The organism is Streptomyces sp. NPDC002588 (assembly GCF_040295925.1).
Taxonomy (GTDB): domain Bacteria; phylum Actinomycetota; class Actinomycetes; order Streptomycetales; family Streptomycetaceae; genus Streptomyces.
Genome location: NZ_JBEOWF010000012.1, coordinates 193643 through 216864, shown reverse-complemented (window position 1 = coordinate 216864; position 23222 = coordinate 193643). Strand labels below are relative to the sequence as shown.

The following is a 23222-nucleotide window of genomic DNA, read 5'->3' as shown; positions in this document are numbered from 1 at the left end:
GCCGGACAGATCGAAGATAGGTTAGCCTAACCTCACCTCCTGTCCAGTGGGCGGGACCCGCGCGCCGGCCTGCGGCTGCGGGCCGGCCTCAGCCCGCCAGCCCCAACTCCCGTGCGATCAGCATCCGTTGCACCTCGCTCGTGCCCTCCCCGATTTCCAGGATCTTGGAATCGCGCCACATCCGGGCCACCGGATACTCGTTCATGAAGCCGTACCCGCCGTGGACCTGGGTGGCGTCACGGGCGTTGTCGACGGCGATCGTCGACGAGTAGAGCTTCGCGAGCGCCGCCTCCTTCTTGAACGGCTCGCCCACCACCAGCCGCGAGGCCGCGTCCCGCCAGGCCAGCCGGGCCGTGTGCGCCTTCATCTCCATGTCGGCGATCTTGAACTGGACGGCCTGGTTGGCTCCGATCGGACGGCCGAAAGCGTGCCGTTCGCGCGCGTACTTCACCGACTCGTCCACACAGCCCTGGGCGAGCCCGGTGGCGAGGGCCGCGATCGCGATCCGCCCCTCGTCCAGGATCCGCAGGAACTGCGCGTATCCGCGCCCCTGCTCGCCCAGCAGGTTCGCCGCCGGGACGCGCACGTCGGAGAAGGACAGCTCCCTGGTGTCGGAGGCGTTCCAGCCGACCTTCGAGTACGGCTGGGCGACCGTGAAGCCGGGCGTGCCGGACGGCACGATGATCGCGGAGATCAGCGGACGGCCGTCCGGCTTGCGGCCGGTGACCGCCGTGACCGTCACCAGCCCCGTGATGTCCGTGCCCGAGTTGGTGATGAAGCACTTGGTGCCGTTGATCACCCACTCGTCCGTGTCCGGGTCGAGCCGGGCCGTCGTCCGTGTCGCGCCCGCGTCCGAACCGCCGTCCGGCTCCGTCAGCCCGAAGGCGCCCAGGATCTCGCCCGAGCACAGCCGCGGCAGCCACTCCCGCTTCTGCTCCGCCGTACCGAAGAGGTGGATCGGCATGGCGCCCAGCGAGACCCCCGCCTCCAGGGTGATCGCCACGGACGAGTCGACGCGCGCGAGCTCCTCCAGGGCGATGCCGAGCGCCAGATAGTCGCCGCCCATGCCGCCGTACTCCTCCGGGAACGGCAGCCCGAACAGGCCCATGCGGCCCATCTCGCGGACGATCTCGTACGGGAACTCATGCCGCTCGTAGAAGTCGCCGATCTTGGGCGCGACGACGTCGTGCGCGAACTCCTCCACCGTACGGCGGAGTTCTTCCAGTTCGGGGGAGAGACGGTGGTCCATGGTCGGTCACTCCTGGTGGGAGAGGGCGCGGACGGTGCGGGACGGGCTGGGTCGGCCCAGTTGTTCGGCCATCCACACGCTGGTGGCGACGAGGCGGCCGAGGTCGACCCCGGTGTCGATGCCGAGGCCCTGCAGCATCCACACGAGGTCTTCGGTGGCGAGGTTGCCGGTGGCGGACTTCGCGAACGGGCAGCCGCCGAGGCCGCCCGCGGAGGCGTCGACCGTGGTGACGCCGTGCTGGAGCGCGGCCAGGGTGTTGGCGAGCGCCTGTCCGTAGGTGTCGTGGAAGTGCACGCCGATCACGTTCGTCGGCACGCCCTGCTCGTTCAGCGAGGCGAGCAGCTCCAGCACATGGCCGGGCGTGGCCACCCCGATGGTGTCGCCGAGGCTCAGCTCGTCACAGCCCATGTCGAGCAGCGCCCGGCACACCCGGACCACCTGGGCGATGGGCACGGCCCCCTCCCAGGGGTCGCCGAAGCACATGGAGAGATAGCCGCGGACCTGGGCACCCTCCGCCTTCGCCCGCGCCACCACCGGCGCGAACATCGCCAGCGCCTCGTCGACCGTGCGGTTGAGGTTGGCCTTGGCGAAGGACTCGGTGGCGCTCGCGAACACGGCGATCCGGCGGGCGCCGAGGGCGAGGGCGCGGTCCAGTCCGCGTGCGTTCGGCACCAGGACCGGGAGCGCCGCGTCCAGATCGCTGACGAGCGGGAACAGCTGCTCCGCGTCGGCGAGTTGGGGCACCCACTCGGGGTGGACGAAGCTGGTGGCCTCGATGGTGGTCAGGCCCGCGCCGGCGAGGCGCCGGACGAACTCCGCCTTCACCGCCGTCGGCACGGTCGCCTTCTCGTTCTGCAGGCCGTCGCGTGCGCCGACCTCGTGGATCCTGACCCGCGCGGGCAGGTCCGGCGCCGGTACGACCATGGGGAGTGTCACTGGTCCTCCTCTGCGGGTGACTCCGCGGGGGCGATGACGGCCAGCACCTGGTCCATGGCGACCGTCGTCCCCGGTGTCACGTCCAGTTCGGCGACCGTGCCGGCGTGCGGGGCGGAGATGACGTGTTCCATCTTCATCGCCTCCACCACCAGCAGGCTCTGACCCGCCGCCACCTCGTCGCCGACGGCGACCTTCACGACCGTCACCGTCCCCGGCATGGGGGCCGTGAGCGAGTCGGCGCCGGAGTGCGCGGAGCCGGTCAGGGAGGCGGCCACCGGGTCGTGGTCGCGCACCTGCCACGCGTCGCCGCCGCGGCCGAGCCAGTCGGCGGCGCGGTGGAAGGTGTGGCGGAGGCCGTCCAGGGTGACGGTGACCTGGTCCTCGGTGACGGTGTGGGTGCCGCGGGGCACGTACTCGACGGGCTCGCGCACCCGGAGGTGGAAACCGACGGGCCGGGGCGCCCCGCCCAGCCGCCAGCCGCTCGGCACGGAGAAGGGGTCGACCCACTCTCCCCGGGGCCGGGGCCTCAGCCCCTCCAGCCGTACGGCCGCCGCCGCCTCGTACACCTCCTCCGGTACCTCCGTGGCGACCAGCTCGTCCACCACCCGCTCCACCAGCCCCGTGTCCAACTCGCCCGCCACTACCGCGGGATGGGCGAGCAGCCGGCGCAGGAAACCGGCGTTCGTCGGCACGCCCAGCGTGACCGTCTCCGCGAGGGCCGCCCGGAGCTTCCTGAGCGCCGTCGCGCGGTCGGGGCCGTACGCGATCACCTTGGACAGCATCGGGTCGTACAGGCTGCCGACCTCGGTGCCCTCGCTGAGCCCGGAGTCGGTGCGCACGCCGTCGCCCTGGGGCTCGTGCAGCCTGACGACCGTCCCGCCGGAGGGCAGGAAGCCGCGCGCGGGGTCCTCGGCACAGACACGCGCCTCGATGGCGTGCCCGGTGAGCCGTACGTCCTCCTGGCCGAAGCCGAGCGGCTCGCCGGCCGCCACCCGCAGCTGCCACTCGACGAGATCCAGCCCGGTGACCAGCTCGGTCACCGGATGCTCCACCTGGAGACGGGTGTTCATCTCCATGAAGGAGTACGACGACGGATCACTTCCCGGGACGATGAACTCCACCGTGCCCGCGCCCCGGTACCCGCACGAGCGCGCCGCCTGTACGGCGGCCTCGCCCATCGACGCGCGCGTGGCCTCGTCGAGGAGCACGCTCGGCGCCTCCTCGACCACCTTCTGGTGCCGCCGTTGGAGGGAGCACTCGCGCTCGCCCAGATGCACCACGTTCCCATGGGCGTCGGCCAGGACCTGGATCTCGATGTGCCGGGGGCGGTCGATCCACCGCTCGACGAGCAGCGTGTCGTCGCCGAAGGAGGCACGGGCCTCGCGGCGGGCGGCGGCGATCTCCTCCTCCAGCACGGACAGGTCCCGCACCAGCCGCATGCCCTTGCCGCCGCCGCCCGCCGAGGGCTTGAGCAGCACGGGCGCGCCCAGCTCGCGGGCCGCCTCGGCCAGTTCGGGATCACGGCCGCCGGGCACGACCGGCACCCCGGCCGCCTTCACCGTCTCCTTGGCGCGGATCTTGTCGCCCATGAGGGAGATCGCGTCGGCCGGCGGCCCGATGAAGACGAGCCCCGCCCCGGCGCACGCGCGCGCGAAGTCCGCGTTCTCCGCCAGGAAGCCGTACCCGGGGTGGACGGCCTGGGCGCCGGTCCGCGCGGCGGCCTCCAGCAGCCGCGTCACCGACAGATAGCTCTCGGCCGCCGGTGGCGGACCGATCCGTACGGCGGTGTCGGCCTCCCTGACGTGCCGCGCCTGAGCGTCGGCGTCGGAGAAGACGGCCACCGAGCGCACGCCCAGCGAGCGCAGCGTACGGATGACGCGTACGGCGATCTCGCCCCGGTTGGCGACGAGTACGGTGTCGAACACGAGTCCCCTCCTCACATCCGGAAGACGCCCATCCGGGGTTCACCCAGGGGCGCGTTGGCACAGGCGGTCAGGGCGAGGCCCAGCACCTGGCGGGTCTCCAGCGGGTCGATGACCCCGTCGTCCCAGAGCCGGGCGGTCGCGTAGTAGGCGTTGCCCTGGTGCTCGTACTGGGCGCGGATCGGGCTCTTGAAGGCCTCTTCCTCCTCCACGGGCCACTCCTGCCCCTGGGCCTGGAGCTGGTCCCGCTTGACCGTGGCGAGGACGGAGGCGGCCTGCTCGCCGCCCATGACGGAGATCTTGGCGCCCGGCCACATCCACAGGAAGCGGGGGGAGTAGGCGCGGCCGCACATCGAGTAGTTGCCCGCGCCGTACGACCCGCCGACCACGACCGTCAGCTTCGGCACGCGCGTGCACGCGACGGCCGTCACCATCTTCGCGCCGTGCTTGGCGATACCGCCCGCCTCGTAGTCCCTGCCCACCATGAACCCCGAGATGTTCTGCAGGAACACCAGCGGGATCCCGCGCTGGTCGCACAGCTCGATGAAGTGGGCGCCCTTCTGCGCGGACTCGGAGAACAGGATGCCGTTGTTGGCGACGATCCCCACCGGGTGGCCGTGGATCCGGGCGAAGCCGGTGACCAGGGTCTGTCCGAACTCCGCCTTGAACTCGGAGAAACGCGAGCCGTCGACCACGCGCGCGATGATCTCCCGTACGTCGTAGGGGGTGCGGGAGTCGACCGGGACGGCGCCGTAGAGCCCGTAGGGGTCGGCCTTGGGCTCGGTGACGGGCGCGACCTCCCAGGGGAGCGGCCCGCGCGCGGGGAGCGTGGCGGCGATGTTCCGCACGATCCGCAGTGCGTGCGCGTCGTCCTCGGCGAGGTGGTCGGTGACGCCGGAGACGCGGGAGTGGACCTCGCCGCCGCCCAGCTCCTCCGCGGTGACGACCTCGCCGGTGGCGGCCTTCACCAGCGGGGGACCGCCGAGGAAGATGGTGCCCTGGCCGCGGACGATGACCGCCTCGTCGCTCATCGCCGGGACGTACGCCCCGCCGGCCGTGCACGAGCCGAGGACCGCCGCGATCTGCGGGATCCGGGCCGCCGACATCCTGGCCTGGTTGTAGAAGATCCGCCCGAAGTGCTCGCGGTCGGGGAAGACCTCGTCCTGCATGGGCAGGAAGGCCCCGCCGGAGTCGACGAGGTACAGGCAGGGGAGGCGGTTCTCCAGGGCCACCTCCTGGGCGCGCAGGTGCTTCTTCACCGTCATCGGGTAGTACGTACCGCCCTTGACGGTGGCGTCGTTCGCCACGATCACGCACTCGCGGCCGCTCACCCGCCCGATGCCGGCGATCACCCCGGCGGCCGGGGCCTGTCCGTCGTACATCCCGTCGGCGGCCAGGGGGGCGAGCTCCAGGAAGGGCGAGCCGGGATCCAGCAGGGTGTCCACCCGGTCCCGGGGCAGCAGCTTGCCGCGCGCGGTGTGCCGGGCGCGCGCCTTCTCGCCGCCGCCGAGCGCCGCCGCGGCCAGCTTGCCGCGCAGCTCCCCGACGAGCGCGAGGTGGGCTTCCTCATTGGCCCGCCAGGCCTCCGACGCGGGGTCCGCCGCGCTCGTCAGCACCGGTGCCTGTTCCATCCCGTGGTTCCCCTCACCCGGTGATCGCCTGTTAATGAGCGTTAACCATTTCCTCCAGGTTAACGACCGCTAACCTCCCTGTCTAGAATTACCTCCATGGCCACCAGAACCGACGCCACCACCCGCCGCGAACAGATCCTCAAGGAGGCCGCGCGGCTGTTCGCCGAGCGCGGCTTCCACGGCGTCGGGGTCGACGAGATAGGAGCCGCGGTCGGCATCAGCGGCCCCGGCCTGTACCGGCACTTCCCGGGCAAGGACGCGATGCTCGCCGAGCTGCTGGTGGGCATCAGCGGCCAGCTCCTGACGGGCGCGAAGCGCCGCCTGGCGGAGGCCGACGGGGGTTCGGCGGAGACGGTCCTCGACTCGCTCATCGAGGGGCACATCGACTTCGCGATCGACGACCGTCCCCTGATCACCCTGCACGACCGCGAGCTGGACCGCCTCCGCGACAGCGACCGCAAGCTGGTCCGCCAGCTCCAGCGGCAGTACGTCGAGCTGTGGGTGGAGGTGGTCCGCGAGAACTACCCGGCCCTCACCGAACCGGCGGCGCGCTCGGCCGTCCATTCGGTCTTCGGCCTTCTCAACTCCACCCCGCACCTGGCCCGCCCCGGCTCCCTCCCGGGCCGCACCGCCACGGCGGCGCTGCTGCACCGGATGGCGAGGGGGGCTTTCGCGGCCGCGGGGGCGGGAGGAGCCGGGGCTTGAGGAGCCGGGCCGCCGGGCCGTGACCGGCTCGGGCGTCGGGCGTGACGAGCGTTACGGGCGTCCTGGCCGGATGCCTCTGGACGCCTCTCGCTACCCACCGGTACGGTAATCATCTGAGCAAGCGCTTAGATATGGACCTTTGAGCCAGGTGGAGGTGGCGGCGGTGCGCCGTACGGTGTTCAACGAGGATCACGAGGCGTTCCGGGAGACCCTCCGGGCCTTCATCGAGGCCGAGGTCGTCCCCGTCTACGACGAGTGGTTCGCCGCAGGCCAGGCGCCGCGCGACTTCTACTACAAGCTCGCCGAGCTGGGCCTCTTCGGGATCAACGTCCCGGAGGAGTTCGGCGGCGCCGGCATCGACTCGTACAAGTTCGAGGCCGTGATGTACGAGGAGACCGCCCGCGCGGGCGTCCACTTCGGCGGCTCCGGCGTGCACGTCCTGCTCGGTCTGCCGTACATCAAGATGCTCGCCACCGACGAGCAGAAGAAGCGCTTCCTGCCGAAGTTCGTCTCCGCCGAGGAGATGTGGGCCCTCGCGATGACCGAGCCGGGCACCGGCTCCGACCTCGCGGGCATGAAGACCACCGCCAAGCTCAGCGAGGACGGCACGCACTACGTCCTCAACGGCTCCAAGACCTTCATCACCGGCGGCGTCCACGCCGACCGCGTCATCGTCTGCGCCCGCACCGCCGCGTCCACCGCCGAGGACCGCCGCCACGGCATCTCCCTGTTCGCCGTGGACACCAAGTCCGAGGGCTACTCCATCGGCCGCAAGCTCGACAAGCTCGGCCTGCGCACCTCCGACACCGCCGAGCTGGCGTTCGTCGATGTCAAGGTGCCCGTCGAGGACCTCCTCGGCGAGGAGAACAAGGGCTTCTACTACCTCGGCCACAACCTCGCCTCCGAGCGCTGGGGCATCGCCTTCGGCGCCTACGCGCAGGCCAAGGCCGCCGTCCGGTTCGCCCAGCAGTACGTGCAGGACCGCACCGTCTTCGGCAAGCCGGTCGCCCACTTCCAGAACACCAAGTTCGAGCTGGCCGCCTGCAAGGCCGAGGTGGACGCGGCCGAGGCCGTCGTCGACCGCGCCCTGGAGGCCCTCGACGCGGGCGAGCTGACCCCCGCCGAGGCCGCCAGCGCCAAGCTGTTCGCCACCGAGGTCGCGCACCGCGTCATCGACCGCTGCCTCCAGCTGCACGGCGGCTACGGCTTCATGAACGAGTACCCGATCGCCCGCCTGTACGCGGACAACCGCGTCAACCGCATCTACGGCGGCACCAGCGAGATCATGAAGACGATCATCGCCAAGGACATGGGTCTGTAAGGTCCCGGCAACTACTGCCCGGTACAACCAGACGTCATGAGCCAGGCACTGAACGATCTCCTCGATCTGCTCGACCTCGAGCAGATCGAGGAGAACATCTTCCGCGGCCGGTCCCGCTCCGCCGTCGTCCCCCGCGTCTTCGGCGGGCAGGTGGCGGCGCAGGCGCTGGTCGCCGCCGGGCGTACGGTCCCCGCGGACCGGCACGCCCACTCCCTGCACGCGTACTTCCTGCGCATGGGCGACCCGGGCGCCCCCATCGTCTACAACGTCGAGCGGATCCGCGACGGCCGCTCCTTCACCACCCGCCGCGCCGTCGCCGTCCAGCACGGCCGGCCGATCTTCGCGCTGTCCGCGTCCTTCCAGTCGTACGAGGACGGCCTCGACCACCAGGCCCCCATGCCGCCCGCGCCCGACCCCGAGGCGGTCCCCACCGGCCAGGAACGCCTGCGCGGCTACGACCACCTCGACCCCGCGATCGTCGAGCGGTTCCTCGAGGCCCGCGAGGCCATCGACCTGCGGTACGTCGAGGACCCGCCGTACGGCAGGTTCGGCGAGCCGCGCGAGCCGCACTCCCAGGTCTGGTTCCGCACCAACGGCAAGCTGGCGGACGACCCGCTCCTCCACGTCGTCCTCGCCACCTACGTCTCCGACATGACGCTCCTCGACTCGGTCCTCCTCGCGCACGGCCGCGGCGGCTGGGCGGTCGGGGACGTGGTCGGTGCCTCCCTGGACCACGCGATGTGGTTCCACCGCCCGTTCCGCGCCGACGAATGGCTCCTCTACGACCAGGAGTCCCCGTCCGCGTACGGCGGCCGGGGACTCGGGCAGGCCCGCATCTACACCCAGGACGGGCGGCTCGCGGTCTCGGTCATCCAGGAAGGGGTCGTACGGGTGCCGAGGTCTACTCCTCGGTGAGCCCCGCCGCGGCCAGCAGGTACGCGATCATCGGGTCGTAGTGCCGCGGGCTGACCACATGGTCGTCGAGCGGGACCGCCACCTGGACGGTCCCCTCCGACTCGGCGACGAACAGCCCCGGGTCGTTGCAGTCGGCGTACCCGACGGAGTCGACGCCGTGCTGCCCCGCGTAGCCCGCCCAGCCGTGGTCGGCGACCACCAGATCGGGCAGCGGCCGGCCGTCCCGCTCCAGCGCCGTGAGGATCGCCTTCATCGGCTCACCCGAGTGGGTGTGCCACAGCGTGGCCCCGTGCTCGAGGACCGCCACGTCGGCGACCTGCCACACATACCCCTCGTCCGTCTGCAGCCCGGCCGGGATCACCAATATCTCGCAGCCGGCCTCGCGCAGCGCGGCCGCGGTACGACGGTGCACGTCGAGCAGGCCGCCCGGGTGACCGGTGGCGAGCAGCACCCGCTGCCGGTCCTCGGCGGCCTTGCGCAGCCGCGCCGCCAGCCGGTCCAGACCGGCGACGGTCAGCTCCGGGTCGATGGTGTCCTGCCCGTACCGGTACTCGGGATCGTCGTTGACCCCCACCCGCTCGGCCATCACCGCGAGCACGTCCTGCTCGTCGGTCCAGCGGTCGCCGAGTTCCAGGCCCAGCCAGTAGTTGCGGTTGCCGTTCGCGAGCTGGCGGTAGTGCGAGAGGTTGTTCTCGCGCGGCGTGGCGACCTCACCCGCGATACGGGTCTTGACGAGGTGGTCGACGAGCTCGGCGCGGCTGGGAGTCCCGGGTATCGGCATGGTCCCCATTGTGAGGCAGCGAACGGGGGCCGTCTGCGCTGTTCCGAGCGCTGGGACGCGCGTCACTGGCCGGTCACGCGCAGGGCGAACCACAGCTCCATGCGGACGTCTGGATCATCCGGATCCGTCCCCAGGAGCGCCGCGCACCGCGCGATCCGCTGCCGCACGGTGTTGCGGTGCACGCCCAGCGCGACCGCCGTCCGGTCCCAGCTGCCGTGCAGCGACAGCCAGGCGCGCAGGGTCTCGGCGAGGGCGGGCGAGGCGTCCAGCGGCGCGAGGACCGCACGGGCGTGCTCCCGCGCCTCGTCCTCCGCCACCAGGCCGGCGAGACCCGCGCGCCGGCCGTGCCGCACGAGGGCACCGCGGGTGGCCCGGGCCCGGGCCAGGGCGCGCGCCGCCTGGGCGTCGGCGGCCGGCCACTGCCCCGGTCCGGCGACGGCGCTCACCCCGAGCGTCCACCCGGCCTGCGGCCCGGGCTCCCGGCCGGCCGGCACCAGGACCCGTACGACGCCGTCGGCGAGGTCCACCAGCGGCGACCCGAGCGCGGCGCCGAGCGCGGAGGCGGCCAGGGCGTCGGGGGCCGCCGCCTGCCCGGCGGGCCGCGCGTGCACCACGAACCACCGCTCCCCGCCGCCCAGCAGCGGGGCCACCTCCTGCGGCGGGGCGCCCAGCAGCAGCCGTACGAGCGCGGCGGAACGGGCCGCGTCCGAGCCGCCGCGCTGCTCGCCGGTGAGGAGGGAGAGGAGGACGGCGGCCACCGAGGCGATGCTCTGGTCCCCGGGCTCCCGGCGCGGCGAGGCGACCCCGAGGACGAACCCCTGACCCGCCCCCAGCGCGTAGGCGGCGAGATGGACGCCCTCGGGGGTGGTGTCACTGGCGGTCGCGGAACCACGGGAGACGAGCAGCCGGGCGAGGGAGGACAGCGCTCCCTCTTCCGGGGCCGCCGTGCCCGCCGCCGCGACCTCCGTCCCCTCCGGCCCGTAGAGCACCGCCCGCCCCCCGGTCTGCCGGGCCAGCCGACGGAGGACCGCGAGGACCGGGTCGGGGCGGGCCGCGGCGGCGGCCAGACTCTGCTGGGCCTCGGTGACGCGGCGCAGCTCGGCCGTACGGGTCCGCTCCATCAGCTGCCAGACCGCGCGGGCCACCGCCGCGAACGTCGTCCGCGGCGGCACCTCGATCAGCGGCAGCCCGTACGCCTCGCAGGCCGCCACCAGCGCCCCCGGCACCGTGTCGTGCACCGGCGCCACCCCGAACCCGAGGGCCGCCCCGCCCGCCGCGACGATCCGCGAGACATAGCCGTCGAGGCCGGTCCCCGCACCGGCCGTCTCCGGAATGTGCACCCCGGCCGTCAGCAGCAGCTCGCCGCCCAGGAGATACGGGTACGGGTCGGCCATCTCCGAGGCGTGCGCCCCGTGCAGCACCGTCCCCGGGCCGGCGGGACCGGCGATCTGCCGCAGCGCCAGGTCCTCGCGGGCCAGCAGGGAGGCGAGGGACACCGGAGGGGTGAGGGGAACGGACGGCCGCTCGGACATGGTGTGCGTTCCCTCCACTTCACGGGTACGAGATGGATGAAACGTACACTTCGCGCCCGCTTTCCGGTCACCTATCGTCGAGGCAGTCCCCCAGGAAGAAGGCATGCGACCATGACCGGCAACGAGACGCCCCGCGGCCCCGTCGACTCCTCCCGCGTCCCCCGGTACGCCGGCCCCGCGACCTTCGCCCGGCTGCCCCGCCTCGACGAGGTCGGCCGCGCCGACGTCGCCGTCGTGGGCGTGCCCTTCGACTCGGGCGTCTCCTACCGGCCGGGCGCCCGCTTCGGCGGCAACGCGATCCGCGAGGCGTCCCGGCTCCTGCGCCCCTACAACCCCGCGCAGGACGCCTCCCCGTTCGCCCTCGCGCAGGTCGCGGACGGCGGCGACATCGCCGTGAACCCGTTCGACATCCACGAGGCGGTCGAGACGATCGAGGCGGCCGCCGACGACCTGCTCGGCACGGGCGCCCGGCTGATGACCCTCGGCGGCGACCACACCATCGCCCTCCCCCTCCTGCGGTCGGTGGCGAAGAAGCACGGCCCCGTGGCCCTGCTCCACTTCGACGCGCACCTCGACACCTGGGACACGTACTTCGGGGCCGAGTACACGCACGGCACCCCGTTCCGCCGCGCGGTCGAGGAGGGCGTCCTCGACACGTCCGCGCTGTCGCACGTCGGCATCCGAGGCCCCCTCTACGGCAAGCAGGACCTCACCGACGACGAGAAGATGGGCTTCGGCATCGTCACGTCCGCCGACGTGATGCGGCGCGGCGTGGACGAGATCGCCGACCAGCTGCGGCAGCGCATCGGCGACCGCCCCCTCTACATCTCCATCGACATCGACTGCCTCGACCCGGCGCACGCCCCCGGCACCGGAACCCCGGAGGCGGGCGGCATGACCTCCCGCGAACTCCTGGAGATCCTGCGCGGCCTGGCATCCTGCAACCTGGTCTCGGCGGACGTCGTGGAGGTGGCCCCCGCGTACGATCACGCGGAGATCACGTCGGTGGCCGCGTCCCACACGGCGTACGAACTGACCACGATCATGTCCCGCCGGATTGCGGAGGCTCGCTCGAAGTGACCCACGACCACGACCTGGTGCTCCGCCCGACCCGGGCGCAGATCTCCGCCGCTCTGAACCCCCCTCCCGGCCGTATCGGCGGGGACCTGGTCGTGGAGACCCTGGCAGCCCTCGGCACGACCACGGTCTTCGGCCTCCCGGGCCAGCACGCGCTCGGCATGTTCGACGCCCTGCGCCGCTCCTCCCTGCGCTACGTCGGCCTGCGCGTGGAGAACAACGCGGGCTTCGCGGCGGACGCCTACGGCAGGATCACCGGCGAGGCGGCCCCGCTGCTGCTGTCGACCGGTCCCGGCGCGCTGACCTCGCTGCCGGCGCTCCAGGAGGCCGCCGCGGCCTCCGCCCCGGTCCTCGCGATCAGCAGCCAGATCCCCACCGCCGGCCTGGGCGGCGGCCGCCACGGCTATCTCCACGAACTCCCCGACCAGGCGGCCTCCTTCCGGGGCGTGGTGAAGTCGGTCCACACCGTCCGCACCCAGTCCCAGATCCCGTCGGCGATCGAGGCGGCCTGGAAGTCGGCCCTGTCGGCCCCGCCCGGCCCGGTGTGGGTGGAGATACCCCAGGACGTCCTGCTGGCGGAGACGACGATCCCGGTGGTGACGGGCGGCGACGCCTTCCCCGAGGAGCTCCCCCCGCGCCCCGAGCTGACCGCCGTGGCCGCCGACCTCCTGTCCCGCGCCGCCCGCCCGGCGATCATCGCGGGCGGGGGAGTCGTACGGGCGGACGCCTCGCGAAAGCTGCGACAGCTGGCGGAGCGGATCGACGCGCCCGTCGTCACGACCCCCGGCGGCAAGGGCGCGTTCCCCTGGACGCACCCCCTGTCCCTCCAGTCCTGGATCGAGGACCGTCACACCACGGACTTCCTGGAGGACGCCGACGTACTCCTCGTCGTCGGCTCGGGCCTGGGCGAACTCTCCTCGAACTACCACACCTTCAAGCCGCGGGGCCGGGTCGTGCAGATCGAGGCCGACCTCGGCAAACTGGAGTCCAACCACCCGGCCCTGGGCATCCACGCGGACGCCCGCCTGGCGCTGCAGGCCCTGCTGGAGACGGTGGCGGAGCGCACGGACCCGTCCGCCCCCGAGCGGGTGCGCGAGGTGCTCGCCAAGGTCGCCGACCGCCTCGCCGCCCAGGAACTCACCCTGGAACAGGACCTGTTGTCCTCGATCCGCAAGGCCCTCCCGGCGGACTCGCCGTCCTTCTGGGACATGACCATCCTTGCGTACTGGGCCTGGTCGGCCTTCGACGCGAAGGGCCCGGGCCACATGCACTCCGCCCAGGGCGCCGGCGGACTCGGCTACGGCTTCCCGGCGGCCCTCGGCGCGGCGGTCGCGGACCCGGCCCGCCCGGTCCTCGCCGTCTCGGGCGACGGCGGAGCCCTCTACTCGATCGCCGAACTGGCCACCGCCCGGCAGTACGACCTCCCGGTCACCTGGCTCATCGTCGACGACGGCGGTTACGGCATCCTCCGCGAGTACCTGACGGACGCGTTCGGCGAGACGACGGCGACGGAGCTGACCCGCCCCGACTACGTGGCCCTGGCGGAGTCCTTCGGCGTCCCGGCGACCCGCACCTCCCCGGAATCCCTGGCAGCGGACCTGACGAAGGCCCTGGCGACGCCGGGCCCCTCCGTGGTCGTACTCCCGGCTCTCCTGCGGATGTTCGCGCCGACGCACCTCGACCGAGCCGAGGACCCCGGCACAGCCCTCACTCGATCGAGTGATCAATGATGAAAATCATCGCTGTTACTCCATTTTGGTGATTCTCTGCTGTCATATCAGGTATTCGGTACCGGTGGGCCGCCCATCCTTCCCGGAAGACTCGGAAGAAGCGGACATGCCCACCATCACTGCTGTCGCCCCCTCATCGGGCCCCACCACGGGTGGTACGAAAGTCACCGTCCTGGGCTCCGGATTCGGCGCCTCGGTCTCCAAGGTGCTGTTCGGCGGGATCTCGGTGCCCTTCACCGTGCTGAACGGCACCACGCTGACCTGCACCGCGCCCCCCAGGGCCGCCGGAACCGTGCAGATCGGCGTCGTCTCACCGTCAGGTACGGACATCGGCGGCCATTTCGACTATCTGGCACCGGTGGTACCGACCGTCACGGCCGTCCAGCCCTTGTCCGGCCCGATCGCGGGCGGCACCCAACTGACGATCAGCGGCCGTGGATTCACCGGCGCCACCGCTGTGACGATCGGTAACCTGCCGGCGACGGGTTTCTCGGTCACCGCCGACACCTCCATCCTGGCGACGGCCCCGCCGCACGCCGCCGGTGCCGCCACGGTCAGGGTCACCACGAGTGCGGGCAGCGGAACGGGCGGCAGCTTCACCTACCTGGCTCCGGCACTGCCCGCGGTCACCGGGATCAGCCCGTCCTCCGGCTCGACCGAGGGCGGCACCCTGGTGACGATCACCGGCACCGGTCTGACGGGTGCCACCGCGGTGGCGGTCGCCGGGGTTCCCGTCGCGAGCTTCACGGTGCTGGACGCGACGGCCATCAGCGCGGTCACCGCGCCGTCGACCCCGGTGACCGGTACCGTCACCGTCACCACATCCGTCGGCACCGGCTCCGGCGGCACCTTCGGCTATCTGGCGCCACTGCCGGTGATCCACGCCAACGCCCCCACGTCCGGACCGATCAGCGGCGGCACCGCCGTCACCATCACCGGGACCGGATTCACCAGCACCACAGCCGTCAGGATCGCGGGTGTCCCGGTGACGGATTTCGCCGTGCTCAGCGACACCACGCTCGACGTGATCACCGCGTCGTCGCCGCCCGCCTCCGGTCCCATCGCCGTCACGGCGCGAGGCGGGACGGCGAGCGGCGGCGGCTACACCTACCTGGCCGAACCGCCCCAGGTCACCGGGATCATCCCCAACAGCGGCTCGACCCAGGGCGGCACAACGGTGACGATCACCGGCAGCGGCTTCACGGACGTGACCGGCGTGGCGGTCGCCGGGGTCCCCGTCGCGAGCTTCACGGTGCTGGACGCGACGGCCATCAGCGCGGTCACCGCGGCATCGGCGCCCGTGAGCGGGCCCGTCAGCGTGGCGGACGCGGGAGACAGCGGCTTCGGCAGCCTCTTCACCTATCTGGCTCCGGTGCTGCCGGTGGTCGCCGCGGTCGACGCCCGGACCGGACCGGCCGCCGGCGGCACCCAGGTCATCGTCACCGGTACCGGCTTCACCGGCGCCACCGCCGTCACCTTCGGCGGTGTGCCCGCGCTCGACTTCTCGGTGCCCGACGACACGACGATCCTGGCCACCACCCCTCCACATCCGGCCGGAAGCGTCACCCTCGACGTCACCACCCCCACGGGCACGGTGTCCGGCGGCAGCTTCGGCTACCTCCTGCCCGCCGTGCCAACGGTCGGCGGTGTCGCACCGGGCACCGCACCGACCGGCGGCGGCACTCTGGTCACGGTCACCGGTACCGGCTTCACCGGCGCCACCGCCGTCACCCTCGCCGGTACGCCGGTCGTCAGCTTCACCGTCGTCGACGATGCGACGATCAGCGCGGTCACCGCGGAGTCCGTTCCCGCCACGGGCCCGGTCGCCGTGACCACCCCGGCGGGTACGGCCTCGGGCGGCGTCTTCTCCTACCTCGCGCCGAGGCCCACGGTCATCGGCGTCGAGCCGTCCTCCGGACCGACCAGCGGCGGCACCCTGCTGACGATCACCGGCAGCGGTTTCGACGGGGCCACCGCCGTCGTGATCGCGGGTGTGCCCGCCGCGAGTTTCACGGTGGACGACGACAGCACCATCAGCACCATCACCGCCACCACGGCCCCCTCACCCTCCGGACGGACCTCCGGGGACGTCGAGGTCGTCACGGACGGCGGCGCGGGGTTCGGAGGCAGCTTCACCTACCTCGTTCCGGTCACCCCCACGGTCGGCGGCGTCACCCCGCCGAGCGGGCCGACGGACGGCGGCACCCAGGTCACGGTCACCGGGAGCGGCTTCACGGGAGCGACCGCCGTCGTGATCGCGGGGGTGCCCGCGGCGGACTTCACCGTGGACGACGACACCACCATCACCGCCACCACCGCCACGGCCCCACCGGACGGCATCACGGGGCCGGTCGCGGTGACGACGAAGGGCGGCACCAGCGTCGGCGGCGGCTTCGCCTATCTGATTCCCGTCCTCCCCACCGTCGGCGCCGTCGAGCCCTCCTCCGGGTCGACCGACGGTGGCACCTCGGTGACCGTCACCGGCAGCGGCTTCACCGGAGCGACCGCCGTCTCCTTCGGCGGTGTGCCCGCGCTCGGCTTCTCCGTACTCGACGACACGACGCTTCTGGCCACCACCCCCGCACATCCGGCCGGAAGCGTCACCGTCGCTGTCACCACCCCGGAGGGCACGCGCTCCGGCGGCGGTTTCAGCTATCTCGTCCCCGTCACCCCCACGGTCGGCGGCATCGCCCCGCCGAGCGGGCCGACGGACGGCGGCACCCAGGTCACGGTCACCGGGAGCGGCTTCACGGGAGCGACCGCCGTCGTGATCGCGGGTGTGCCCGCGGCGGACTTCACCGTGGACGACGACACCACCATCACCGCCACCACCAACCCCGCGAGCCCCGCTTCCGGCCCTGTCGCGGTCACCACGAGCGCGGGCACCGGGTCCGGCGGCAGCTTCACCTACGCGGCCCCGGTGCCGGAGGTCAGCGGCATCGCCCCCGCAGCGGGTTCGACCGCCGGCGGCATTCCGGTCGTCGTCACCGGCAGCGGCTTCACCGGAGCCACGGCCGTGACCGTCGCCGGGGTGCCCGTCACCAGGTACGTGGTGACCAGCGACACCGTCATCGACGCGATCGTCGCCGCCGCGCCGGGTCCGGTGTCCGGGCCGGTCACGGTCACGGTGAACGGCAGCACCGGATCGGGCGGGGCCTTCGCCTATCTGGCTCCGGCGCTGCCGGTGGTCGCGACGGTCGACGCCCTGACCGGGCCGACCGGCGGCGGCACTCAGGTCATCATCACCGGCAGCGGCTTCACGGGAGCGACCGCCGTCTCCTTCGGGGGAGCGTCGGCGCTCGATTTCTCGGTGCCCGACGACACGACGATCCTGGCCACCACCCCTCCGCATCCGGCCGGAACGGTCACCGTCGGCGTCACCACCCCCGCGGGCACGGGCTCCGGCGGCAGCCACACCTACCTCGTCCCCGTCGTCCCCACGGTGACCGGCATCGCTCCGTCCAGCGGTACCGCCGACGGCGGTACCCAGGTCACCATCACGGGCACGGGCCTGACCGGAACCACCGCCATCACCGTCGCCGGCACCCCGGTCGCCGGTTTCGCCGTCATCGACGACACCACCGTCAGCGCCTTCACCACCCCGTCCGATCCGATCGCCGGGCCGGTCACCGTCACCACCGACGGCGGTACGGCCTCCGGCGGAGTCTTCGCCTACCTGGCCCCGCCACCCGTGGTCAGCGGTGTCCTGCCGAGCAGCGGTCTCACCCACGGAGGCCTGGAGGTGACGATCACGGGCAGCGGCTTCACCGGCGCCACCGAGGTTCTGATCGCGGGCGTACCGGCCGAGAGCTTCACGGTGGAGGACGACACCGTCATCACCGCCGTGACCGACGAGACCCCGACCCCCGCGTCCGGTGCCGTGATCGTCACGGCGAACGGGGGCACCGGCGCCGGGGGCTTCTTCGACTACCTGGCCGTACCGCCCGTCGTCACCGGGATCCTGCCGAGCAGCGGCCTGACGACCGGCGGCACGGTGGTGACCATCGCCGGTGTCGACTTCACCGGCACCACCGATGTCACCATCGCCGGGATTCCGGTCGACGGCTTCTCCGTGGACGGCAACACGACCATCACCGCGGTCACGGCCGCCGCGCCGGGTCCGGTGTCCGGACCGGTCACCGTCACCGCGAGCGGCAGCACCGGATCGGGCGGGACCTTCGCCTATCTGGCTCCGGCGCTGCCGGTGGTCGCCGCGGTCGACGCCCTGACCGGGCCGACCGGCGGCGGCACTCAGGTCATCATCACCGGCAGCGGCTTCACGGGAGCGACCGCCGTCTCCTTCGGAGGAACACCGGCGCTCGGCTTCTCGGTGCCCGACGACACGACGATCCTGGCCACCACCCCTCCCCATCCGGCCGGAACGGTCACCGTCGGCGTCACCACCCCCGCGGGCACCGGCTCCGGCGGCAGCCACACCTACCTCGTCCCACCCCCGCCGGCGGTCGACGGCATCGCCCCGGCAGCGGGCTCGACCCGCGGCGGCACCCTGGTCACCCTCACCGGTACCGGCTTCACCGGCGCCACCGCCGTCACCGTCGCCGGCGTCCCCGCCGCCGACTTCACGGTCCTGAGCGACACCGCCATCAGCGCCATCACGGCCCCGTCCGCCCCCGGCGCCGGGCCCGCCGCCGTCACCATCGGCCCGGACACGGCGTCCGGCGGCAGCTTCGCCTACCTGGCCCCCCGCCCCGTGGTCAGCGAGATCTTCCCGGGCAGCGGTCACACGACCGGCGGCACGCCGGTCACCATCACCGGCACCGGTTTCACGGGCACCTCCGACGCCACCATCGCGACGGTTCCCGCCGCGGACTTCACCGTCCTCGACGACACCGCCATCCGGGCGATCACGGCGGACGCGGAAACGCCCGGCACCGGACCTGTCACCGTCACCGCGGACGGCGGAGTGACCTCCGGCGCCAACTTCGCCTATCTGAACGCGCCGCCCGGCAAGGTCGTCTCCATCCCGGTGGGCGGCCGGCCGGCCGCCGTCGTCCTGGCGTCCGACGGGAGCCGGCTGTACGTCACGGACAACGCCGCGGACGCCGTGACGGTGATCAGTCCGGCCACCAAGGCGGTCGTCGCCACCATCCCCGTCGGCGTCGGCCCCTGGGGAGCGGCGATCGCCCCCGACGGCGGGCGGCTGTACGTGGCGAACAGCGGTGACGGTTCGGTCAGCGTGATCGACACCGCGACCGACAGCGTCATCGCCACCGTATCGGGCCTGTCCGACCCGGTCGGACTGGCCGTCACCCCGGACGGCACCCGCCTCTACGCGGCCTGCCGGGGTTCCGACACGGTGGAGGTGATCGACACCGCCACGAACCAGGTGAGCGCGGTGATCCCGGTCGGCCAGGCGCCGGAGGACGTGACGGTCTCGCCGGACGGGACGCGGGTCTACGTCAGCGAGGCGGGCACCGACGCCATCAGCGTCATCGACACCGGGACCGACGCGGTCACAGCCCACTTCACCGGCTTCCGCCGCCCCCGCGCGGCCGCCGTCGCTCGCGACGGGGAGCGGCTCTACGTACCGGACTACGACGGCAATTCCGTCACCGTGGTCGACGCGGCCACCGGAGACGTCGTCGAAACGGTCCACGGCTTCGCCGAGCCGGTCGCGGTGGCGGTCACCCAGGACGGCGCGCTCGCGTACGTCACCAGCAGCGGCGACGGCACCGTACGGGTCATCAGCACCGTCACCAACGCCCTCGTCGCCGCCTACAGCGGTCTGAACGTGCCCTACGGGCTCGCGATCGACCCGCACGATCTGAGCGTCTACGTCGCCGACAGCAACAACGGCACCGTCGCCGTCCTGCTCGGTCTCGAAGGTCTCTTCCCCGACCAGGGCCCCACCGGCGGCGGCACACCGGTGACCGTCATCGGCACCCACCTGGGGCAGGCCACCGGGGTGCACTTCGGCACCAGGCCCGCGACCGGCATGGTGGTGGTGAACGACACCGCGGTCACCGCGATGTCCCCGGCCGGACAGGGCACGGTCGGTGTCACCGTCACCACCCCCGGCGGCACCAGCCTCCCCCGGCCCTTCTACTACGTCCAGCCGCCCGTGGTGACAGGTCTCGCCCCCGCCGCCGGACCGGCCTCGGGCGGCATCCCGGTCACCATCTCCGGGCGCGGTCTCACCACGACCACCCTGGTGACCATCGGCGGCGCCGAGGTCCCCTTCACGGTGCATTCCGACAGCCGGATCGACGTCACCACCCAGCCCGGGGCGTCCGGAGTGCTTTCCGTGGTCGTCACCACCCGCGGGGGTGCGGCGGTCGCCGAGTACACCGCCGTCGACCTTCCCACGGTGACCGGCATCAGCCCGACGACCGGCCCCACCGCCGGTGACACCCTCGTGATCATCAGCGGTACCAACCTGTCCAGCGCGACCTCGGTCACCTTCGACGACACCCCTGCCCATTTCATCGCCGTCTCCGACACCCGGCTCGATGCCGTCGCCCCCGGCCACGAGGCCGGTCCGGTGCCCGTCGTCGTCACCAATCCCGCCGGCTCGGAGGAGGCCCCCACCCCGTACACCTATGCCTGACGGCGGACGCGGCGGCCTCGGCGAACTGTCCGAGGCCGCAAGCCCGTTGACTCCCGCCCGAAAATCCGCACTGTCGGATAAGGCGGAAAGTAATTCACCCGTTCGGCCTTGCCCTGAATAGCCTCCGCTGTCGTTTGTACCGATGTGAATGCATCAAATGAATATTCGCTGTATCGGTCACGCAGAGGCGTCACTGCCCCCGGTACTCTTCTTGATCGATCTCCCGGGGGCCCGAAACTTTCGATCAGGCCCATTGAACCGGGCAGCCCTCTCGGCATTTTTCTCACCGCGATGCAGGGAATCAAGAAGGATCTGGACGAGCGCTGGAAGGGCCTGGCCGGATGAACGGTTGCTGCCTTCCTCCCGCCGACCGGCTTCGCCGCAGCAGAGATTCCTTCCCTGACGTCCCGCACCTGAATCCACCGGTGACCCGGGGCGTCCGGGACGTCGCCGACGTTTCCCGGTGGCGCACACATGCGGACCGCACAGGCACCGATGTCAACGGCATTCGCGAAAATTCACTCCCATGTGGAGCGCACTGAGGCTTTTCAGAAAAATAACCGACCACCCCAGCCCCCTCGCGCCCCTCGGTATTTCCGGCTTCCGCTCGCCCGTCCCACACCCCCTGGGTACGGTTGGATTACTCGTCGAAGACGGGTGCCTCGCATGTGCAGTGACCGACCAGTTGGATGACCGCTCGGGGAACCGGATATGAATGAAGATAATCATCGCGCCTGTCGAACGACCGGAAGAACATTCCCCTTCTCGCGCCCTGACTGCCAGCCGCTCAGGTCTTGTAGCCAGAGGTGCCCGGATCCGGGCGAAGATGAAAACGAGGCAATAATTCTCCGGTTCTCCTGCACGCCTGCATCGGTTCCGGCCTCACGACGGCACACGCGCGAATTGATGTCGTCGTGGCAGATCATCCCGCCGGTGACGGACACGGTGGTACTCGTGGTCTCCGAGTTGGTCACGAATGCTGTGAAACATTCCGGTGGACGGCTGCTTCCGTACCGGGATGATCAACCCCGGTATTTCGATCTGGGGATGTACTTACGGACGAAACACGTACGTGTCGAGGTGCATGACGATGAAGACCGTCTGCCGGTGCACGTGGAAGCCCATGAGTATGCGGAGGGCGGGAGAGGCATGGACATCATCCGGTTCTGCGCGCGCCGCTGGGGGGCTCGCGGACTGTGCACCGGAGGGAAGGTCGTCTGGTGCGATGTGAGCCTGGCCGACTCCTCTCACGGCGCGTCGGCGCCGTGAAAGCCATCCCTTGCGCCGAGTCACTCCAGTGGCCTAACAGGCCTCGGTCCAGAGTGTCTCCGGACATGAGGTTTCGTTCCTCAGAGCATGATTCTCCGTCCCGTGTCCCCGACTGATACTGCCGCTCTGCCAGAGGGTCGCCGCGGGGCCGTGGCCGGGACCGTGCACTGGAGCAGCGGGGATGTGATGGTGCCCGTAGCGCGATCCGAGCCGGCGGCGAAGGAGAAGGGGCAGCAGCCGCCGCTGCTGCCGGCTCCCTCACCGCTGCCGCGCCCCCAGGCCGCCGGGCCTCGCCACGCCGCCCCGCCTCAGTCCGCGGACCTGCATCTCACACCGCTCTATGCGGCGCTCCTCTCCGAATGGGAGGCCCGGGGCGCGGTACTGCCCGGCGCCGCGGACCCGGATTGGCGGTTCGTCTCGTGGCCCGTCATGGACGCTGAGGTGTGCAGGACCCTGCGGAACCTGCGTCTGCAACGCGCGGTTCCGGAATGAGGGCGGCGCTCGGTGAAGGAGCCCCGTAGGAGTGCTTTTTTCATACGATCGTTGTAATCATCTGCCCCAAGCGGGCTCTCTTACCAGGCCGCCGTCCGGCTCGAACGCCAGAAGTCACCTAGCTTGAGCGCATCCAGCAACAGCCAGTAGCCGAAAATGCAAAAGGAGCTGACTCGTGGAGCGTAGGCATATCGGTGTTGGGTGGACAGGCCTTGTGACAGCAGCCCTGGTGACCGTGGTGGCTGTCGCGTCTCCGGCAGTCGCCGCCCCGTCGGCCACGAGCGTCACCGCGTTTCCCACCGCGACTTCCACCGGAACGTCGGTCGAACTCACCGCGATGGTCACCTGCGCGTCCGACCCGAGCGGCGGTCTGGGGATGACGTTCTTCGACGGCTCCGCTCTGCTGGGCACGGTGACCGTCGCAGCCGACGGACAGGCCGAATACACCGCCTCGTTCACCACACCCGGCATTCACACGATCACGGCCGCCTACAACGGCAATGGGTCCTGCGACGCCTCCCACAGCACGGCATCCGTCCAGGTCTCGCCATCACCCGCTCCGCCCACCACGTTCCCCGGCCTGTGCCTGCTCACCTGTGGAGGACTGATCAACTTCATGGTGGGGAACATCGACAACCACATCGAATGGTGATCGGCCGGTCACCACGCCGGGTTCGCTCTTCCGCCGCATCGGTTCGCAGCTCGGCGAATTTCTGACGGATCCGGGATCCGGCCCGAGGGCCTCCTGAACAGCTCGGTGACTCGACATCGACGAGCTGTTCAGGAGGCCCTGCCCGTTTTCCCGCACAAGTGCGGTAAAGAGGCCCGTCGTTACGACGCCCGTCCCCCTTACGGGTGACGTTCAGCCAATTCTCTTGTCATCCTCATCACCCGTATGGATCAATAGAGTTACCGAGGGGCGGCCCATCCCATTCGGGGTCAGCGAGTATCGCTGATGCTCGCGACATGGCTGACGCACATCCGTAGCCCGTGCAATGCGCCGCCGCCCACACCGAGAGCTGCACGACAGGTCCTCGGCGGCTCTTCGAAGGCCGTCACAGTCGATCAAAGATCGTGACCTCTCGCCCGGCACT

Annotated in this window: 14 protein-coding genes; 8 read left to right on the top strand and 6 right to left on the bottom strand. The window is 71.6% G+C overall.

What is annotated here, in order from left to right:
• Positions 1 to 88: 88 nt before the first annotated feature.
• From ABT057_RS16430 to ABT057_RS16415, 4 genes are read right to left on the bottom strand one after another with little or no spacing between them, the layout of a single operon-like run.
• Positions 89 to 1249: an acyl-CoA dehydrogenase family protein gene (locus tag ABT057_RS16430; protein ID WP_352343668.1), complete on the bottom strand. Its 1161-nt coding sequence runs from the start codon at positions 1247 to 1249 to the stop codon at positions 89 to 91.
• A gap of 6 nt (positions 1250 to 1255) precedes the next feature.
• Entirely contained in the window at positions 1256 to 2173 is a 918-nt protein-coding gene (locus ABT057_RS16425; RefSeq protein ID WP_352343714.1) for a hydroxymethylglutaryl-CoA lyase, read from the bottom strand.
• 8 nt (positions 2174 to 2181) lie between these two features.
• Positions 2182 to 4110 (bottom strand): acetyl/propionyl/methylcrotonyl-CoA carboxylase subunit alpha, encoded by a 1929-nt coding sequence (locus tag ABT057_RS16420; RefSeq protein WP_352343667.1) that lies wholly within the window; start codon positions 4108 to 4110, stop codon positions 2182 to 2184.
• An 11-nt stretch (positions 4111 to 4121) separates the two neighbouring features.
• On the bottom strand, positions 4122 to 5738 hold the full coding sequence (locus ABT057_RS16415) for a carboxyl transferase domain-containing protein (protein ID WP_352343666.1): 1617 nt from the start codon (positions 5736 to 5738) through the stop codon (positions 4122 to 4124).
• A gap of 96 nt (positions 5739 to 5834) precedes the next feature.
• Between ABT057_RS16415 and ABT057_RS16410 the strand changes: the two genes are divergently transcribed.
• From ABT057_RS16410 to ABT057_RS16400, 3 genes are all read left to right on the top strand, one after another.
• The gene (locus tag ABT057_RS16410; RefSeq protein WP_352343665.1) at positions 5835 to 6443 is read left to right on the top strand and encodes an SACE_7040 family transcriptional regulator; all 609 of its coding nucleotides are present in this window, start codon (positions 5835 to 5837) and stop codon (positions 6441 to 6443) included.
• 163 nt (positions 6444 to 6606) lie between these two features.
• Entirely contained in the window at positions 6607 to 7764 is a 1158-nt protein-coding gene (locus ABT057_RS16405; protein ID WP_352343712.1) for an acyl-CoA dehydrogenase family protein, read from the top strand.
• A gap of 36 nt (positions 7765 to 7800) precedes the next feature.
• Complete coding sequence (locus ABT057_RS16400) at positions 7801 to 8679, top strand: acyl-CoA thioesterase (RefSeq protein WP_352343663.1); 879 nt, start codon at positions 7801 to 7803, stop codon at positions 8677 to 8679.
• Here the strand turns inward: ABT057_RS16400 and ABT057_RS16395 are convergent.
• A complete protein-coding gene (locus ABT057_RS16395; RefSeq protein WP_352343661.1) occupies positions 8666 to 9460 on the bottom strand; it encodes a phosphatase in 795 nt (264 codons plus the stop codon). The two genes, ABT057_RS16400 and ABT057_RS16395, sit on opposite strands and share 14 nt — an antisense overlap.
• Before the next feature lie 62 nt (positions 9461 to 9522).
• Positions 9523 to 10992, bottom strand: coding sequence for a helix-turn-helix domain-containing protein (locus ABT057_RS16390; protein ID WP_352343660.1), 1470 nt, complete (start codon positions 10990 to 10992; stop codon positions 9523 to 9525).
• A 111-nt stretch (positions 10993 to 11103) separates the two neighbouring features.
• Here ABT057_RS16390 and speB point away from each other — a divergent pair, with 111 nt between their 5' ends.
• The 5 genes from speB to ABT057_RS16365 all read left to right on the top strand — a co-directional run bounded on the left by speB (position 11104) and on the right by ABT057_RS16365 (position 22780).
• Positions 11104 to 12072 (top strand): agmatinase, encoded by a 969-nt coding sequence (gene speB / locus ABT057_RS16385; RefSeq protein WP_352343659.1) that lies wholly within the window; start codon positions 11104 to 11106, stop codon positions 12070 to 12072.
• A complete protein-coding gene (locus ABT057_RS16380; RefSeq protein ID WP_352343657.1) occupies positions 12069 to 13799 on the top strand; it encodes a thiamine pyrophosphate-binding protein in 1731 nt (576 codons plus the stop codon). Before speB ends, ABT057_RS16380 begins: the two co-directional genes overlap by 4 nt.
• 106 nt (positions 13800 to 13905) lie before the next feature.
• A complete protein-coding gene (locus tag ABT057_RS16375) occupies positions 13906 to 20367 on the top strand; it encodes an IPT/TIG domain-containing protein (protein ID WP_352343656.1) in 6462 nt (2153 codons plus the stop codon).
• Between the two features lie 711 nt (positions 20368 to 21078).
• Positions 21079 to 21636 (top strand): ATP-binding protein, encoded by a 558-nt coding sequence (locus tag ABT057_RS16370; RefSeq protein ID WP_352343655.1) that lies wholly within the window; start codon positions 21079 to 21081, stop codon positions 21634 to 21636.
• Positions 21637 to 22342: 706 nt separating this feature from the next.
• Positions 22343 to 22780: an Ig-like domain-containing protein gene (locus ABT057_RS16365; protein ID WP_352343653.1), complete on the top strand. Its 438-nt coding sequence runs from the start codon at positions 22343 to 22345 to the stop codon at positions 22778 to 22780.
• The last annotated feature ends 442 nt before the right edge of the window (positions 22781 to 23222 follow it).

Coding starts and splice junctions, on each gene's coding strand:
- ABT057_RS16430 (WP_352343668.1), bottom strand. CDS start 1,249: ATGGACCACCGTCTCTCCCCCGAACTGGAAGAACTCCGCCGTACGGTG.
- ABT057_RS16425 (WP_352343714.1), bottom strand. CDS start 2,173: ATGGTCGTACCGGCGCCGGACCTGCCCGCGCGGGTCAGGATCCACGAG.
- ABT057_RS16415 (WP_352343666.1), bottom strand. CDS start 5,738: ATGGAACAGGCACCGGTGCTGACGAGCGCGGCGGACCCCGCGTCGGAG.
- ABT057_RS16410 (WP_352343665.1), top strand. CDS start 5,835: ATGGCCACCAGAACCGACGCCACCACCCGCCGCGAACAGATCCTCAAG.
- ABT057_RS16400 (WP_352343663.1), top strand. CDS start 7,801: ATGAGCCAGGCACTGAACGATCTCCTCGATCTGCTCGACCTCGAGCAG.
- ABT057_RS16395 (WP_352343661.1), bottom strand. CDS start 9,460: ATGCCGATACCCGGGACTCCCAGCCGCGCCGAGCTCGTCGACCACCTC.
- ABT057_RS16390 (WP_352343660.1), bottom strand. CDS start 10,992: ATGTCCGAGCGGCCGTCCGTTCCCCTCACCCCTCCGGTGTCCCTCGCC.
- speB (WP_352343659.1), top strand. CDS start 11,104: ATGACCGGCAACGAGACGCCCCGCGGCCCCGTCGACTCCTCCCGCGTC.
- ABT057_RS16375 (WP_352343656.1), top strand. CDS start 13,906: ATGCCCACCATCACTGCTGTCGCCCCCTCATCGGGCCCCACCACGGGT.
- ABT057_RS16370 (WP_352343655.1), top strand. CDS start 21,079: ATGAATGAAGATAATCATCGCGCCTGTCGAACGACCGGAAGAACATTC.